At 62.1% G+C, this 13974-nt stretch carries 14 protein-coding genes; 2 read left to right on the forward strand and 12 right to left on the reverse strand.

Annotation, left to right across the window (positions count from 1 at the left end; all coding sequences use genetic code 11):
* Window positions 1-275: 275 nt before the first annotated feature.
* The 7 genes from CDE01S_RS15545 to mltG all read right to left on the reverse strand — a co-directional run bounded on the left by CDE01S_RS15545 (window position 276) and on the right by mltG (window position 6185).
* Window positions 276-791 (reverse strand): HAD domain-containing protein, encoded by a 516-nt coding sequence (locus tag CDE01S_RS15545; RefSeq protein ID WP_066709608.1) that lies wholly within the window; start codon window positions 789-791, stop codon window positions 276-278.
* A 175-nt stretch (window positions 792-966) separates the two neighbouring features.
* Window positions 967-1593, reverse strand: coding sequence for a HigA family addiction module antitoxin (locus CDE01S_RS18870; protein WP_084382928.1), 627 nt, complete (start codon window positions 1591-1593; stop codon window positions 967-969).
* 411 nt (window positions 1594-2004) lie between these two features.
* On the reverse strand, window positions 2005-2664 hold the full coding sequence (locus tag CDE01S_RS15555; protein WP_066709610.1) for an ankyrin repeat domain-containing protein: 660 nt from the start codon (window positions 2662-2664) through the stop codon (window positions 2005-2007).
* A 4-nt stretch (window positions 2665-2668) separates the two neighbouring features.
* Window positions 2669-3454, reverse strand: a complete 786-nt coding sequence (locus CDE01S_RS15560; RefSeq protein ID WP_066709681.1) for a TatD family hydrolase — start codon at window positions 3452-3454, stop codon at window positions 2669-2671.
* An 85-nt stretch (window positions 3455-3539) separates the two neighbouring features.
* Window positions 3540-4535, reverse strand: a complete 996-nt coding sequence (locus CDE01S_RS15565; RefSeq protein WP_066709612.1) for a DNA polymerase III delta subunit-related protein — start codon at window positions 4533-4535, stop codon at window positions 3540-3542.
* Entirely contained in the window at window positions 4532-5197 is a 666-nt protein-coding gene (tmk, locus tag CDE01S_RS15570; protein ID WP_066709614.1) for a dTMP kinase, read from the reverse strand. The genes CDE01S_RS15565 and tmk overlap by 4 nt, the downstream gene beginning before the upstream one ends.
* 4 nt (window positions 5198-5201) lie before the next feature.
* On the reverse strand, window positions 5202-6185 hold the full coding sequence (mltG, locus tag CDE01S_RS15575) for an endolytic transglycosylase MltG (protein WP_066709616.1): 984 nt from the start codon (window positions 6183-6185) through the stop codon (window positions 5202-5204).
* Window positions 6186-6231: 46 nt separating this feature from the next.
* Here mltG and ygfZ point away from each other — a divergent pair, with 46 nt between their 5' ends.
* The gene (gene ygfZ, locus CDE01S_RS15580; RefSeq protein ID WP_066709626.1) at window positions 6232-7161 is read left to right on the forward strand and encodes a CAF17-like 4Fe-4S cluster assembly/insertion protein YgfZ; all 930 of its coding nucleotides are present in this window, start codon (window positions 6232-6234) and stop codon (window positions 7159-7161) included.
* A gap of 12 nt (window positions 7162-7173) precedes the next feature.
* Here the strand turns inward: ygfZ and CDE01S_RS15585 are convergent, their stop codons facing one another.
* From CDE01S_RS15585 to CDE01S_RS15595, 3 genes are read right to left on the reverse strand one after another with little or no spacing between them, the layout of a single operon-like run.
* Window positions 7174-9387 carry an O-antigen ligase family protein gene (locus CDE01S_RS15585; protein WP_066709628.1) on the reverse strand — a complete coding sequence of 738 codons (2214 nt, stop codon included), beginning with the start codon at window positions 9385-9387 and terminating at the stop codon, window positions 7174-7176.
* Entirely contained in the window at window positions 9384-10271 is an 888-nt protein-coding gene (locus CDE01S_RS15590) for a YbgC/FadM family acyl-CoA thioesterase (RefSeq protein ID WP_066709631.1), read from the reverse strand. The genes CDE01S_RS15585 and CDE01S_RS15590 overlap by 4 nt, the downstream gene beginning before the upstream one ends.
* Window positions 10272-10273: 2 nt before the next feature.
* Window positions 10274-11236, reverse strand: coding sequence for an alpha/beta hydrolase (locus CDE01S_RS15595; RefSeq protein WP_066709633.1), 963 nt, complete (start codon window positions 11234-11236; stop codon window positions 10274-10276).
* A 69-nt stretch (window positions 11237-11305) separates the two neighbouring features.
* Here CDE01S_RS15595 and gbd point away from each other — a divergent pair, with 69 nt between their 5' ends.
* Window positions 11306-12442: a 4-hydroxybutyrate dehydrogenase gene (gene gbd, locus CDE01S_RS15600; protein WP_066709636.1), complete on the forward strand. Its 1137-nt coding sequence runs from the start codon at window positions 11306-11308 to the stop codon at window positions 12440-12442.
* Window positions 12443-12470: 28 nt separating this feature from the next.
* On the opposite strand, the gene CDE01S_RS18290 is transcribed toward gbd, so the two are convergent.
* Window positions 12471-12641, reverse strand: a complete 171-nt coding sequence (locus CDE01S_RS18290; protein ID WP_084382929.1) for a DUF3012 domain-containing protein — start codon at window positions 12639-12641, stop codon at window positions 12471-12473.
* Between the two features lie 71 nt (window positions 12642-12712).
* Window positions 12713-13768, reverse strand: coding sequence for a DNA-binding protein (locus CDE01S_RS15605; protein WP_084382930.1), 1056 nt, complete (start codon window positions 13766-13768; stop codon window positions 12713-12715).
* Between the last annotated feature and the right edge of the window lie 206 nt (window positions 13769-13974).

Genomic DNA, 13974 nt, shown 5'->3' on the forward strand with positions numbered 1-13974 from the left:
TCAGCAAATCCTTAGGTGAAAACCGACTAGGCTGCGATGGCCTCTGAGGTGGCTGGCAATTAACCTCGCCCTCCCACTCGAAATACTGCACGGCCCAGGCGTAGCTACGGCTGGTGTTAGCTCGTTCAGCAAGCTAGATATAAGTTTCGATGCTGCCCATGGTTGGGTTTTCCAGTATCGAGTGCTGCTTGCCTAGCCGCTCCAGCTACTCGTGATCCGGGCTTCCGAATTCGTGCCCAATCGCCGGCATGCGTATGCTCATCGGATTGTCCCGATCACGGCGTTTCGTTGAATCCAACGTCAGACTGTAACGCTTGCCATATGCGCTGCCGCAGCAACCCAATGGCCGATCCCTCTAGGCCGGTGCCACCGAAATGAACATACGGCAGTAACACAAGATTCGGGCATCCCCTATCGAAGTAACTCTCACGATCGTCCAATGCCAGCCACCGGGGTATCCCAGCTTTGGCCGGGTAGGTTTCCCTCAGCCAGAGCTCGCATTCACGTTGACGCTGGCCGAACTGATCTTCCAAATGGGGTAAGGATGGCGTGACGTCGACGATGCGTGCTTGGATGTCCTCCGAAAACCTCTGCCGCAGGTCATCGAGCGACATGTCCAACCGCCAGGCCGATGACACCACCACGTGAACCTGGGGGAACTCGCGCAAGACCGCCTCAAAGTTGGCGAGATGGACAAAGTGCAGATCCTCTCCCACGCCCTCAGGGTGGAGCACGCCATCAATGTCCAGAAAGAGGATCAATCCCTCGGGATCAATCGGGTTTGTCGTCATGCTTGATCATCCTCGGATCAACTATAGACGCTGTCCTTCGCTCGACTCAAAACCGAAATCGCGCTTCAGAAGCGGCCGAGAGGTAGCTTTGGCCAGGGTGAGGAAAGTGTCTTTGCGAACCAATTCGATCTTTCCGGACGCGGGACATCCGACGCCCTCAGACTGGTCTGACCTTTCACGCCTTCTTCCCCACGAACTGAAGCTGAAGATGGCGCATGACAAGCCGATAGCCGGCTTTGGTCCTGGTCAGATCCTCTGGAAGTTTGTTCTGCAGGTCTGGGTTTGGAGTGTCCAGCCAGCGTCGAGCCTTACGCATCGAGCCGAAGACCTTGTAGGCAAGTGCGTCCAGCGCTTCAAGCCGCTCATAGTCCGGACTGCCAAACTCTCTTCCTACGGGCGGCGCGGCACCCCATTCGACCATGTCCATCGGCATTGCCACGCGCATGTCCTCGACAGAGACGCGCTTCCCAGCAGGTGGTGCAAACCTGCCTTTGAGTTCAAGGATAGATTTGTCTTTCTTTAACGTGTGAAGTTGCCTGATGGGCGGCCGCTTTTGCTTAGCCGCAAGGTGAAGGTCGTACGCCACCTGCAGATGCGCCCATAGCTCGGGCGTCGTTCCCAACGCCTTTCCCAAGCGTATGGCCATATCGGGGGAGACGTTGGAATTCTCTGACAGCAACCGCGTGACAGTCGTACTGCTCACACCAAGCGCTCGCGCTGCCTCTGCAGCGGACGTTTCCCCCAAGTACTCCGTGAGAATTTCTCCGGGATGGGGTGGGGCGAATCTTCGTTTCGGTTTCATATCGGTGATAGACCAAACATTCGAAGAATGTTGACAGACGACGCTTGGATGTCAAGAACATTGCCAGATGAGCAGCCATTCGAGGAAGATGGTTGAGGAGTCTGGTGATGCCACGCTTCAATGCATGAAGACCGTGATTCTGCGAGGGCTGGCCAATGCGGTTGGCCTGATTCCACCAGGCTCGGATCACTTGAAGTCCGTATACGACGCATCGACATAGAAGACCTGGGCAAGCGCTACCGCCAAAATCTGCACGGTTCGCTCGGGAACCCTGGGCAGGTGCTTTCCTTCATCGGACATTTTCCCTTCACAAGATGGGACATTTTCCCTTCGCCGGATGTGATTCTTGGTATGGCATGAGTGGTTTACGTCAATTTAATACTTAACATAATATACATCGTATCAATTAACTCACCATTGACCGCGTGGCTGACGGCCGCGGACAAAAGCCGCAATGATGTCGACCGACTCCTTGCGATTGGCACGCTGGGCGAAGTCGATGGCGGTCAGGCCCAGCTCGTTTTTGAGCAAGGGGTCGGCGCCGGCTTCCAGCAGCAGTTTCACGGCTGACGGTGTGCCGTACATGGCCGCCATCATCAAGGGCGTGCTGCCGTTGGGCGATGCTGCATCGATGTAGGCATGGTTATCCAGCAACAACTGCATGATTTGCAGGTGGCCGCCGGTCGCGGCGTAATGCAGCGGCGTCCAGCCCGGTTTGTTGACATCGGCGCCTTTGTCCAGCAACAGACCGGCCATGTCGGTCATGCCCTTGAGCGAGGCAATCATCAAGGCGCTTTCATCCTGGCGGTTGCGCGCCTCGACATCGAGCTTGGGTTGCGCCAGCAAGACCGGAATCACCTTGGTGGAGCCCACCCGCAGGGCGATGAGCAAGGCGCGGTCACCGGCCGGGTTGGGCGTATTCGGATCAAAGCCACGCTCCAGCAAGCTGCTCACAACGGGGACATCATCTTTCAGGATGGCAGCGAAATAGTCCTCATACGAGCCAGCCGTTGCACATGAAAATCCATATAAAACATATAGATAAACAATAACTTTAAAGTAACATCTCATGTTTTCACGGGCGGAACAAGGTGTCGAAATTGAGGCTGGTCGCCTCAGCAATGGCCTCGACAGAACATTGCTTGATTGCCGCGATCTGCTGCGCTACATATGGCACATAAGAGGGGTTGTTGGTCTTGCCGCGGTAGGGCACGGGCGCCAGATAAGGGCTGTCGGTCTCGATCAGCATGCGATCCAGCGGCACAAAAGCCGCCACCTCGCGCAGGTCCTGGGCGCTCTTGAACGTCAGGATGCCGGAAAAGGAGATGTAAAAGCCCTGATCGAGCGCAGCCCGCGCCACCTGCGCGGTTTCGGTAAAGCAATGGAACACGCCGCCAGCACTGCCGGCTGAACCGTTCTCGCCCTCCTCCTTCAGGATGGCCAAGGTGTCCGCCGAGGCGCTCCGGGTGTGGATCACCAAAGGTTTGGCCAGTTGGCGTGCGGCCCGGATATGGGTGCGAAAGCGTTCACGCTGCCAGGCCATGTCGGCCACGGTCCGCTCACCCAGGCGGTAGTAATCCAGCCCGGTTTCCCCGATTCCGATGACGCGCGGCAAGGCGCCGCGTCCGAGCAGATCATCGAGCGAGGGCTCGGTGACGCCCTCATTGTCGGGATGGACCCCCACGGTCGCCCAGAAGTTGTCGTACTGCAGGGCCAACGCATGGACGTCCGCAAACTCCTCCAGGGTGGTGCAGATGCACAGGGCACGCGTCACCTGGGCGTCCGTCATCGCCTGCCGGATCTGCGGCAGTTCAGCCCGCAGTTCGGGAAAGGTCAGGTGGCAATGGGAATCTGTAAACATGGAAAAACAATCAAACAGGGGGGCGAACAGCGCGCGATCTGCCATCCGGCCGGCCCGAAGGCATCTTTCAGCACAGACCGGAAATTCAGAGCTTGGAGTTTAGGGCGCTTTGCGCCCGGCTCACAAGGTCTTCCAGCATCAGGCCACTGTTGAAGGGGTGCTCGGCCGTGCGGCTGGCACGCGCCAGTTCACGGGCCCAGGCGTTCAACGCAGCCAAGGAGCTGGCAGCAGGCAGTTCAGATGCATCAAAAAAACGTGGCACAGCGCCAACCTGACGTGCCAGCAAGTCATGGCACAACTTGTGCAGCGCATCGATCACCTGCGCGGGCGTCCAGTCCTTGAAGACGCCCACCTCGCCACGCGCCACGGCGCGCGGCAGGTTGCTCCAGCTCTTGGGGTGACGTGTCGAATCGGCAAAACGCAGGGCGTCTTCAGGCCGGCCGCCAGCGGCACGCAGCAGGATTGGCGCATCCAGGTCCGCGATGCCTTGCGCCCGGAGCCACGCCAACGAGGCCGGCTCATCCGGCCAATGCATGGTGTGCCCCAGGCAGCGGCTGCGAATGGTCGGCAGCAGCAAGTGCGCTGCCTCGCTGGCCAGCACAAAACGCACGTCACCAGGCGGTTCCTCCAGGGTCTTGAGCAGGGCGTTGGCCGTCACGTTGTTCATGCGCTCGGCCGGAAACACCAGCACCGCCTTGCCGCGCCCGCGCGCACTGGTGCGCTGGGCAAACTCGATCGCGTCGCGCATGGCTTCGATGCGGATTTCCTTGCTCGGCTTGCGTTTTTTCTCATCCAGCTCGGCCTGCGCCTTCTCGTCCAGCGGCCAGCCCAGCTCCAGCATGGCAACCTCGGGCATCAGCACGCAGAGGTCGGCATGGGTGTGCACGTCGATGGCATGGCAGCTCGGGCATTGGCCGCAGGCGCCCTCCTCACCCGGGTTTTCACACAGCCAGGCCCGGACCAAGGCCAGCGCCAGACTGTACTGGCCCAGGCCCGACGGGCCTTGCAGCAGCCAGGCGTGGCCGCGCTGCGCCAGCAACTGGCGGCTCTGTTCGGCAATCCAGGGGGCCAGCGCGCTCATGACAAACCGCCTTGGGCACGCGCGGCGGCCAGCACGTCTTGCCAGACGGCATCGATGTTCTGGTCGGCCTCGATGCGGGCAAAACGCTGCGGTGCGGTCGCCAGGCGCTGGGCATAACCGGCGGCAACGCGCCGGAAAAACTCGACCGGTTGCGCCTCGAACTTGTCCGGCACGCGGGCCGTGGCCAGGCGCTGGGCGGCGATGGCAGGATCGAGGTCGAACCACAGCGTCAGATCGGGTTCGCGCAACAGCGGTGTGCCGGCCGGCGCCACGGTCTGCACCCAGCGTTCCAGCTGGGCCAGCACGGCCAGATCAAAGCCGCGGCCACCGCCCTGGTAGGCAAAGGTGGCATCGGTGAAACGGTCGCACAGCACCACCTCGCCGCGCGCCAATGCCGGCTCGATGAGCTGCTGCAGATGGTCGCGGCGGGCAGCAAACACCAGCAGGGCTTCGGTCATGGCATCCATCGGATCGTTGAGCACAATGGCGCGCAGCTTCTCGGCCAGCGGTGTGCCGCCGGGTTCACGCGTCAGCGTGACGTGGCGCCCCTGCTCGCGAAAGGCCTGCGCCAAACCCTCGATATGGGTCGATTTGCCGGCGCCGTCGATGCCCTCGAAACTGATGAAGATTCCGCCCTTGCCGCTGTTCATGCCGGTGTTCATGCCTCTATTGTCCACGCTGGTACTTGTTGACCGCGCGGTTGTGCTCGTCCAGCGAGGCACTGAAGTGGCTGGAGCCATCGCCCCGCGCCACAAAGTAGAGCGCCTTGCTCGGCGCCGGCTGCACGGCAGCCAGCAGCGAGGCCTTGCCGGGCATGGCAATCGGCGTGGGCGGCAGGCCGGCGCGGGTGTAGGTGTTCCAGGGCGTGTCCGCAAGCAGGTCGCGCCGGCGCAGGTTGCCGTCAAACTGCGTGCCCAGGCCGTAGATCACCGTGGGGTCGGTCTGCAGCATCATGCCGATGCGCAGGCGGTTGTTGAAGACCGATGAAATCATGGCGCGGTCGCCCGGGCGGCCGGTCTCCTTTTCCACGATGCTGGCCAGGGTCAGGGCCTCGTCCGGTGTGCGCAAGGGCAGGTTTGGCGCACGCTGGCGCCAGGCGGCGTCAAGCTGCCGGTCCATGGCCCGCAGGGCACGCCGCAGCACGGCCAGATCGCTGCTGCCTTTGGCATAGGTGTAGGTGTCCGGGAAGAAGCGGCCCTCCGGGTGCAAGCCCGGCCGCTCCAGTCTTTGCATGATCAAATCATCACTCAGGCCTTGTGTTTCCTGCCGGAGCTGCTCTGCTTTTGAGAGCGCCTCACGTACTTGGCGGAAGTTCCAGCCTTCCACCAGCGTGATGGCACGCAAGGCCTCTTCGCCGCGCACCAGTTTGCGCAGCAGGCTGCGCGGTGTTGTGCCGGCGCTGATTTCATAGCTGCCGGCGCGGATCTCGCGTGCATGGCCGGAAACGCGGAACCACCAGTACAGCAGCGTCGGGTCGGCCTGAACGCCGGCATCCACAGCCGCCTGCGCCACGCCGCGGGCCGAGGTGCCCGGCTCGATGGCCAGGTCCACCGGGTCGCCAGCCAGCCCCAGTGGCTGGTTCAGCCACCAGGCAGCGCCGCCGGCCACGCCCGCAGCCGCAATAAGCAGACCCACAAACCAGATACGCACAGCCCTACTTCCTCCATGAGATTGATGGACGATGATAATTCAGGCCATGAGCGATTCATTTCACGATGCCCTGCAGGGCGTTGCACCCCTCCCCCATCTCGGCATCATCCGCGCCGAGGGCGAAGACGCCGCCAAATTCCTGCACGGTCAGCTGACACAGGACTTCTCTTTATTGGGCCTGTCAGAAGCCCGGTTGGCCGCCTTCTGCTCGGCCAAGGGCCGCATGCAGGCCAGCTTCATCGGCTTCAAGCGCAGCCACAGCGAGATCCTGCTGGTCTGCAGCCGTGACCTGCTGGCACCCACGCTGAAACGGCTGTCGATGTTCGTGTTGCGCGCCAAGGTCAAGCTCAGCGATGCCAGCGCCGATTTCTCTCTCTATGGTTTGGCCGGAGATGCTATTAAAAATGTAGCGCCTGTCGCACCATCGGCTTGGTCCAAGACCGATTCGGGTGCTGCAACGCTGGTTCGTCTGTACCCGGCCGATGGTGTGCCACGCGCGCTGTGGGTCGCCTCGGCAACGGAGGCGCCTCCCGCGGGCAATGCCCTGAGCCTAGACGTCTGGCTCTGGAGCGAGGTCCGCAGCGGCATCGCGACGGTGACGACGTCCATCATCGATGCCTTTGTGCCACAGATGCTCAATTACGAATCGGTCGGGGGCGTCAACTTCAAGAAGGGCTGCTACCCGGGCCAGGAGATCGTGGCACGCAGCCAGTTTCGCGGCACGCTCAAGCGCCGGGCCTATCTGGCCCACTGCGCCGCCTTGCTGCAAGCCGGCGATGAGGTGTTCGACCCCGCGGATGCCAGCCAGCCCTGCGGCACCGTGGCACAGGCCGCTGCCGCACCCGGCGGTGGTTTCGACGCGCTTATTTCATTGCAAATCAGTGCAGCGACCAGCCCAGGGCTGCGCTTGGGGCAGGCCGATGGTCCTGCGATCGAGCTGTTGCCCCTGCCCTACCCGCTGCTGGAAGACATCTGAGCCACTGCCGGCTCACAGCCGGTCACGGTAGGCCGGCGGGATTTTCTGGCGCACCACTTCTTTCTGGGGTTCATCCACCGCCGCCACGGCGGCACGGTAGGCCTGCAAGGCACGGGCATCGTCTGCTACCGCAGGCAAGGCGTAAATGTCGCCCATCTTGAGCCAACCATCCCAGGCCAGCTGTGGCCAGCGTTCGTTGCGTAATTGAAGCGCCTGCAACGCCAGCGGCCAGTCCTTGGCGTGCATGCCCAATTGATAAGCGGAAGTCAGCAGGTCAAAGTCGTCGTGGCCATCCTGCAGGTATTTCCGCATCAGCAGGACGGCCTCTTCCACTTTGCCGCCACGGCTGAGAAGGGCCACATCCAGGGAGCGCACCATGGGGGCATTGGGACGCAAAGCCCGGGCCTTTTCAAGGTACGCCAGACCTTTCTCGTTTTGCCCCATTTGGAGATAGCCGCGTGCAATATTGGCCAGCATGCCCGCCACATAGGGCCGCGAATCCACCACGGACGCCCAGATCCAAGTGGCATTTTCCCAATCACCCCAACGTACCATCGCGTCAGCGACCAGGGGCGTGAGTTTGCGGTAGTGCGGATTGATCGCAATCCCCTCGCGTGCCAGCTGCAATATCTGTGCCTTGACCGGTTCCCAGCGCGGGTGATTGGGGTCATCCGACTGCGCCACGGTAACGGCCAATTTCACGGCCGCCACCAACCGCCGCTCGCAGGCGGCAGCCTGTTGCGTGATGTAGCCCGCAACCACAAGACAGCCCAGCATGAAGATCATCAGCAGGCGTGCGACTTGCGGGCGCCAAGGCAACGCAAGGGCCAACGAATGCCCGCGGGAGCTCAACCGCGCATCGGAGGCCGCCAGCACCGCCAACGCCAGGGCGAACAAAGCCCCCGTGCTGGCCAGGCGCCAAGGAAAGCCGGCACCACTCACCACCAACAGCGCCAGCAGACAAGCCAGCGTCAGCGCCCTGAGCGGTCCCTCTTTCAGTCCTGCTTCGCTGCGGTCGTGCCAGGTTGTCCAGGCACTCAGGCTGAGATAGGACAGCAGCGCCAGCAGAAAAGCCCAGCCGACCAGACCGCATTCGGCCAGCAACTGAAGAAATTCGTTGTGGGCGTAGAAATCGTCTTCCAGCAATTCATCATTGATCTGGTAGAGCGGCACCACGACTTCCCAGGCGCCGGCACCGACCCCGGTCAGCGGATGCGCTTCGATCATGCGTGCGGTGGACATCCACATGCGCAGACGGACAGAGGTCGAGCCCTTGGTGTACTCGTCTGACTTTGTCAAGGAGGCGACCCTGAAGAAACTGCGTTGCAACGCCGTTTCTCCCTGTCTCTCCGCCTTGATTTGCGGGTTGCCGGTGGTCACCGAGCCGAGTCCCGCCACAGTGGCCAGCAAAACCGCGAGGGCCAGAAATTTCTGGCTGCGCCGCCAGTGGGCCAGTTCGAATTGCCGCCGATACAGCCCCACAATGGTGGGCAGTACGAACGACAGCAGCAACAGCGCCATCAGGGCTGATCGGGTCCCGGTCATCATGAGGGCGACCAGGTTGAACGCCATGAAAAACGCGCGCAGGACAATCTCGGCCGGGCCGCGCGCCTGGACCAGCAGCCACGCCGAAAACGGCAGGGTGCAAACCACAAACTCGGCAAAGAAATTGCGATTGATGAACGTCGAGGCCGGAGCAGCGCCTTGCGGAAACAGGTTGACGTTCAAGTAGAACTGCAAAACGGCCCACAACGACGCCATCACCGCCCCCCAATGGAGGCCATTGATCAGCAGTGGCAACCGCTCCCGCGTCAGGCTGTTCAGCCCTACCCATAACAGCACGAAGAAAACAAACCAGCGCACGGCCTCCACCGCCGCGAGATAGGTGTGTGACCAAGCCATGCTGCCCAAGGCATAGGCCATCAACAGCAGCGGCAGCCAGAGAACGCCATGCCACTGCAGGGCGTCGCTGCGTTGCCGGTTCTGCCACAGCAGCAGCCAGGCCGCCGCCAGCGTGCCAAAGGCCACCAGCATGGATTTCAGCGTGTCCTGCAGCATGAACTCGTGTGGCACCCCCAGGGCGGGTGTCACGAGCATCATGGTGGCCAAGAGCAAGACCACGCCGTCGCCCGGGCTCAACGACAGTGATGCCAGCCAGTGACGCCCATGGGATGCCAAGACACCGGAACCTGCACTGGCACTGGACTCAGCCACGTCATCGCTCATGCCGAACGTCCTGCCAGGGCTTTGACCATCTCGATGTGGGGAATGCCGGCCTCATCAAACGGCGCTCCGCGCGGCACAAAACCTTCGCTGGCATAAAAGCCCTCGGCACTGCGCTGGGCATGCAGCATCACCTCGTGGTCACCGCGTTGTGCAGCAACCTGCAGCAGTGCGCGCAGGATGTCCCGCCCCAGTCCGCTACCGCGCTGCACCCGCTTGACCGCCATGCGACCGATCCGGGCCACGCCCGGCGCAGGCTGGATCAAGCGGCCGGTGGCCAGCGGCATGCCCAGCCGGTTGGAGGCCACGGCGTGCACGGCGCTCGCGTCGGCTTCATCCCACTCCATCTCGACCGGAATGCGCTGCTCCTGCAAAAAGACTTCAGTGCGCACCTGGCGCGCGCCCTCCGCCAGTTCATGCCAGGCCCCCACCCGGATGTCGACCATGTCCTCGCCCGCTTCGAACCCGAGCAGCACGTCCCGCAGGGCCGGCGGGACCGGCTTGGCGGTCTGGGTGGCCGGGTCGGCAAACACATAGATCAGTTCCCCCGTGATCAGCAGCTGATCCCCCAGGAAAATGCCGCCCGTGAACTGGATCGACGAGTTGCCGATGCGTTCGCATTTCAGGCCAATGTCGAGCGGGTCGTCGTAGTGGGCCGAGGCGTGGTATTCCACGCCGGCTTTCTTCACGTACAGATCGCCCCCGAGCTGCTGCAAAGCCTCTTCATACGGCAGCGCCAACGCCCGCCAGTAGTCCGCCATCGCCGTATCGAAGTACATCAGGTAGTGCGCATTGAAGACGATTTTCTGCATGTCCACCTCGGCCCAGCGCACGCGCAGACGGTGGAAGAAACGGAAATCGGCCCGGGTCGGCAGGGTCTTGTGCATGGTCAGTCCATGTGCCCGAAGGCGTGTTTCAGGGCACGCGCCGCATCGGCATGCGCCTGCAGGGCCTGCGGGATGGCACGCCCCATCTTGATGAATTCGTGCACCACGCCGCGGTAGATCTCCAGATCCACCGGCACGCCGGCCAGCCGCAGCTTGTCGGCATACATCACACCCTCATCCACCAGCGGGTCGCATTCGGCCAGCCCGATCCAGGCGGGTGCCACGCCATCAACGTCCGGTGCATTCAGCGGGGAAAAACGCCAGTCGTCGCGGTCGGCCGCCGAGTCGATGTACTGGTTGAAGAAATAGGTGATGTGAGGCTCTTCCAGCACAAAGCCCGTCTCAAAAGTCTTGTGCGAGGGGGTGTCCTGATGTGCCGCACAGCCCGGATAGAACAGCAGCTGCAGCGACAGAGGCAGACCGGCATCACGTGCCAGGATGGCGCAGACTGCGGCCAGCGTGCCGCCGGCACTGTCACCGCCCACGGCCAAGCGGCGGGTATCCAGGCCCAGCGCGCCCCCCTGAGCGGCCAACCACTGCACGGCGTCCCAGGCGTCATGCACGGCGGTCGGGAACTTGTGCTCCGGTGCCAGTCGGTAGTCCACCGACACCACGGCACACTGCGCCAGATGACTCAAGTGCCGGCACAGGCTGTCGTGCGTGGCCACGCTGCCCACTGTGAAACCGCCACCATGAAAATAGACCAGCAACGGCAATGCATCACGGCTTGGTGCATACAGGCGTGCAGGAATCGACTGGTCATCACGCACGGGAATGGCCAGTTCCTCGACCCGCGCCAGCTTGTGCGGCGGGATGTCCAGCACCCCCGCGCCAGCGGCGTAAGCAGCGCGCGCCTGCTGGGCACTCAGGGCGTGCATCGGTACATGGGCGGCGCGCGCCATGCGTTCCAGCATGTGGTGCATGGCGGGCGTGAGCAGCGCGCGCGGGTTGCGTTGGTGACTCATGAAAGGCGAATAGCTTGCTAAAGTGGCCGGATAAAGAATTTTGATCGTACACCGAGGAGACACCACGCCATGGCACTCATCTACTACATCACCCAGGTCCAGTTTGATTTCGGCGCCATCAAGCTGCTCCAACAAGAGTGCGAGCGCGTCGGCATCAGCCGCCCGCTGATCGTGACTGATGCCGGCGTGCGCGCCGCCGGCCTGTTGCAAAAGGCGCTCGACGCCCTGCCCGGCATGAACGCCGCCGTGTTCGACCAGACCCCGTCCAACCCGACCGAGGCCGCGGTGCGTGCCGCTGTGGCCGTCTACAAAAGCCATGACTGCGACGGTCTGATTGCATTGGGCGGCGGCAGCTCCATCGACTGCGCCAAGGGCGTGGCCATTGCGGCCACGCATGAGGGCCCGCTCAAGACCTACGCCACCATCGAAGGCGGCTCCCCCAAGATCAGTGAGCGCGTGGCGCCGCTGATCGCCGTGCCGACCACGGCTGGCACCGGCAGCGAGGTGGCGCGTGGCGCCATCCTGATCGTCGACGACGGCCGCAAGCTTGGCTTCCACTCCTGGCACCTGGTGCCCAAGACCGCCATCTGTGACCCCGAACTCACGCTCGGCCTGCCCCCGAAGCTGACCGCCGCGACCGGCATGGACGCCATTGCCCATTGCATGGAAACCTTCATGGCCGCGCCCTTCAACCCGCCGGCCGACGGCATTGCGCTGGACGGCCTGCAACGCGCCTGGGGCCATATCGAACGTGCCACCAAAGACGGCAGCGACCGCGAGGCACGCCTGAACCTGATGAGCGCCTCCATGCAGGGCGCCATGGCGTTCCAGAAGGGGCTGGGCTGCGTGCACTCCCTGAGCCACAGCCTGGGTGGCGTCGATCCCCGCCTGCACCATGGCACGCTCAACGCCATGTTCCTGCCCGCCGTCATCGCCTTCAACGCCAGCGCCGAATCGGTACAGAAGGACAACCGCCTGCTGCGCATGGCGCAGGCCATGAATCTCGATTCGGCCGGCGACATTGGCGATGCCATCAAGGACATGAACGCCCGCCTCGGCCTGCCCAGCGGCCTGCGCGACATGGGCGTGACGGAGAGCCTGTTCGACAAGGTCATCACCGGCGCCCTGGCCGACCATTGCCACAAGACCAACCCGCGGCTGGCCAGCGAGGCCGACTACCGCGAGATGCTGCAGCAAGCCATGTGATGTGGACCGGGCCTGGCCCGGGGGCGGGTTACTTCAACAGGCAATGCTTGGCGTAATCGGTCGCCTCATTGACCGTCCAGTCGCCCTTGGGTTTGGCCTGCATGTTTTCACACCAGGCCTTGCTGCCGATTTCGGGTTTGCAGGCGGTCAGCAGAGCGACCATGCCGAGCGCCGTCAGTACAGCCGTGAGTTGCTTCATTGTTCGGTCCTTTCCCGTCTGGACTGATTGAGGGTCGGCCGGGATTCATGTAAAACACAGCGGAAATCAGTCTAAGACGTTGATTTTGATGAGCTTTTAGAACTATTTCCAGGCGGTGTCGTCGCACTGAGCCTTTGCAGCATGCCGGCCACCACTGCTTCCTGAGCCGTCACAGCGGCCTTTGCCGCTGCCAAGTCCAACTCCAGGCGCTGGTTCTTCTCCAACAAGGCATCAAGCCTCGCCTGCGTTTCGACACCGGTGGCCTGCAACACCTGGTTGGCCGAATCTTGCACCACCAGCTTTTGGCCCAACTCCTCGGTCTTCCGCTGTTCGAAGGCCAACGCATCCTTCAACGGTCGCAGTTTTCGGAGTTCTTCCTGGGCTTGGTGCAGTTCGGCCTGCACCCTGGACAAATCCCCGATCAGCCGAACGCCTTCCTGCTGGACCCGCATGAGCTCCTGCTGCTTGCCCGTCAGGGTATCGGTGACCTTACGTAACTCGGACTGCAGATACTGAACCTGCTGGTCATGCTGGCGCTGCTCCTGCTCCCGCTGCTCCTTGGCCGAGACCCGGAAGTGCTCCAGCGCCTCTCGCGCATGCTGGTGTTTTTCCTCCAACGATTGGCGGTGCTGTTCTTCGCTGGCCAGACGCTCTTGAAGATCCACCACCCGTTGGCTCAATTGAGTGGCTTCCAGGTTTTTGTTGGACAGCGCCTCCTGGGTCTTGGCGTGACTGACCTTTTCATCAGCAAGGCTGCGCTGGGATTGCTCCAACTGCTGGCGCGTGTTTTGTCCTTCCGTCTTGAGGGTGGCTATCTCGCCCTGCAGCCTGGTTGAGGTTGCAGCGCTGAGCGCCAAGGCTTCGGCTGATCGTGCATCTGCCTCTTCATTCAATCGTCCTGCCAGGCGTCCTACCAAGTCCTGGATAGCCTCGCTGACGGAAACCTGCGTGCCGGTCACCCCACCCGACTCCTCTTCGATTTCCTTGACGTAGCGCTGAATGGTGGTTTTGGAGCCCGTATTTCCCAGTTCCAAGCGAATGGCGTCGATGGTTGGCATGTGCCCCATGGCCAATAGTCGATCACGTGCGCGAGCGACTTCAGACTTGTAAATACCGGATCTGGCCATGTCTAACTCCGATTTCGTACTGTATTACGTAATATGCTATTACGTAATAATTCAGGTGTCAATGACGGTGAATTTTCTAATTTTATGACATTTGATAATGGTGGATTATCAAATGTGAAGCCGATTTTTGGTGATTTGAGTCATGGTGGTGGTACGGGGCCGACGTAATGTCGATTTGGCGTCATAAGCGCGCTTATGGCTCCTGC

Source organism: Curvibacter delicatus NBRC 14919 (assembly GCF_001592265.1).
Classification (GTDB): domain Bacteria; phylum Pseudomonadota; class Gammaproteobacteria; order Burkholderiales; family Burkholderiaceae_C; genus Hylemonella; species Hylemonella delicata.

Coding starts and splice junctions, on each gene's coding strand:
- CDE01S_RS15555 (WP_066709610.1), bottom strand. CDS start 2,664: ATGAGATGTTACTTTAAAGTTATTGTTTATCTATATGTTTTATATGGA.
- CDE01S_RS18870 (WP_084382928.1), bottom strand. CDS start 1,593: ATGAAACCGAAACGAAGATTCGCCCCACCCCATCCCGGAGAAATTCTC.
- CDE01S_RS15605 (WP_084382930.1), bottom strand. CDS start 13,768: ATGGCCAGATCCGGTATTTACAAGTCTGAAGTCGCTCGCGCACGTGAT.
- CDE01S_RS15595 (WP_066709633.1), bottom strand. CDS start 11,236: ATGAGTCACCAACGCAACCCGCGCGCGCTGCTCACGCCCGCCATGCAC.
- gbd (WP_066709636.1), top strand. CDS start 11,306: ATGGCACTCATCTACTACATCACCCAGGTCCAGTTTGATTTCGGCGCC.
- tmk (WP_066709614.1), bottom strand. CDS start 5,197: ATGAACACCGGCATGAACAGCGGCAAGGGCGGAATCTTCATCAGTTTC.
- CDE01S_RS15560 (WP_066709681.1), bottom strand. CDS start 3,454: ATGTTTACAGATTCCCATTGCCACCTGACCTTTCCCGAACTGCGGGCT.
- CDE01S_RS18290 (WP_084382929.1), bottom strand. CDS start 12,641: ATGAAGCAACTCACGGCTGTACTGACGGCGCTCGGCATGGTCGCTCTG.
- CDE01S_RS15585 (WP_066709628.1), bottom strand. CDS start 9,387: ATGAGCGATGACGTGGCTGAGTCCAGTGCCAGTGCAGGTTCCGGTGTC.
- ygfZ (WP_066709626.1), top strand. CDS start 6,232: ATGAGCGATTCATTTCACGATGCCCTGCAGGGCGTTGCACCCCTCCCC.
- CDE01S_RS15590 (WP_066709631.1), bottom strand. CDS start 10,271: ATGCACAAGACCCTGCCGACCCGGGCCGATTTCCGTTTCTTCCACCGT.
- CDE01S_RS15545 (WP_066709608.1), bottom strand. CDS start 791: ATGACGACAAACCCGATTGATCCCGAGGGATTGATCCTCTTTCTGGAC.
- CDE01S_RS15565 (WP_066709612.1), bottom strand. CDS start 4,535: ATGAGCGCGCTGGCCCCCTGGATTGCCGAACAGAGCCGCCAGTTGCTG.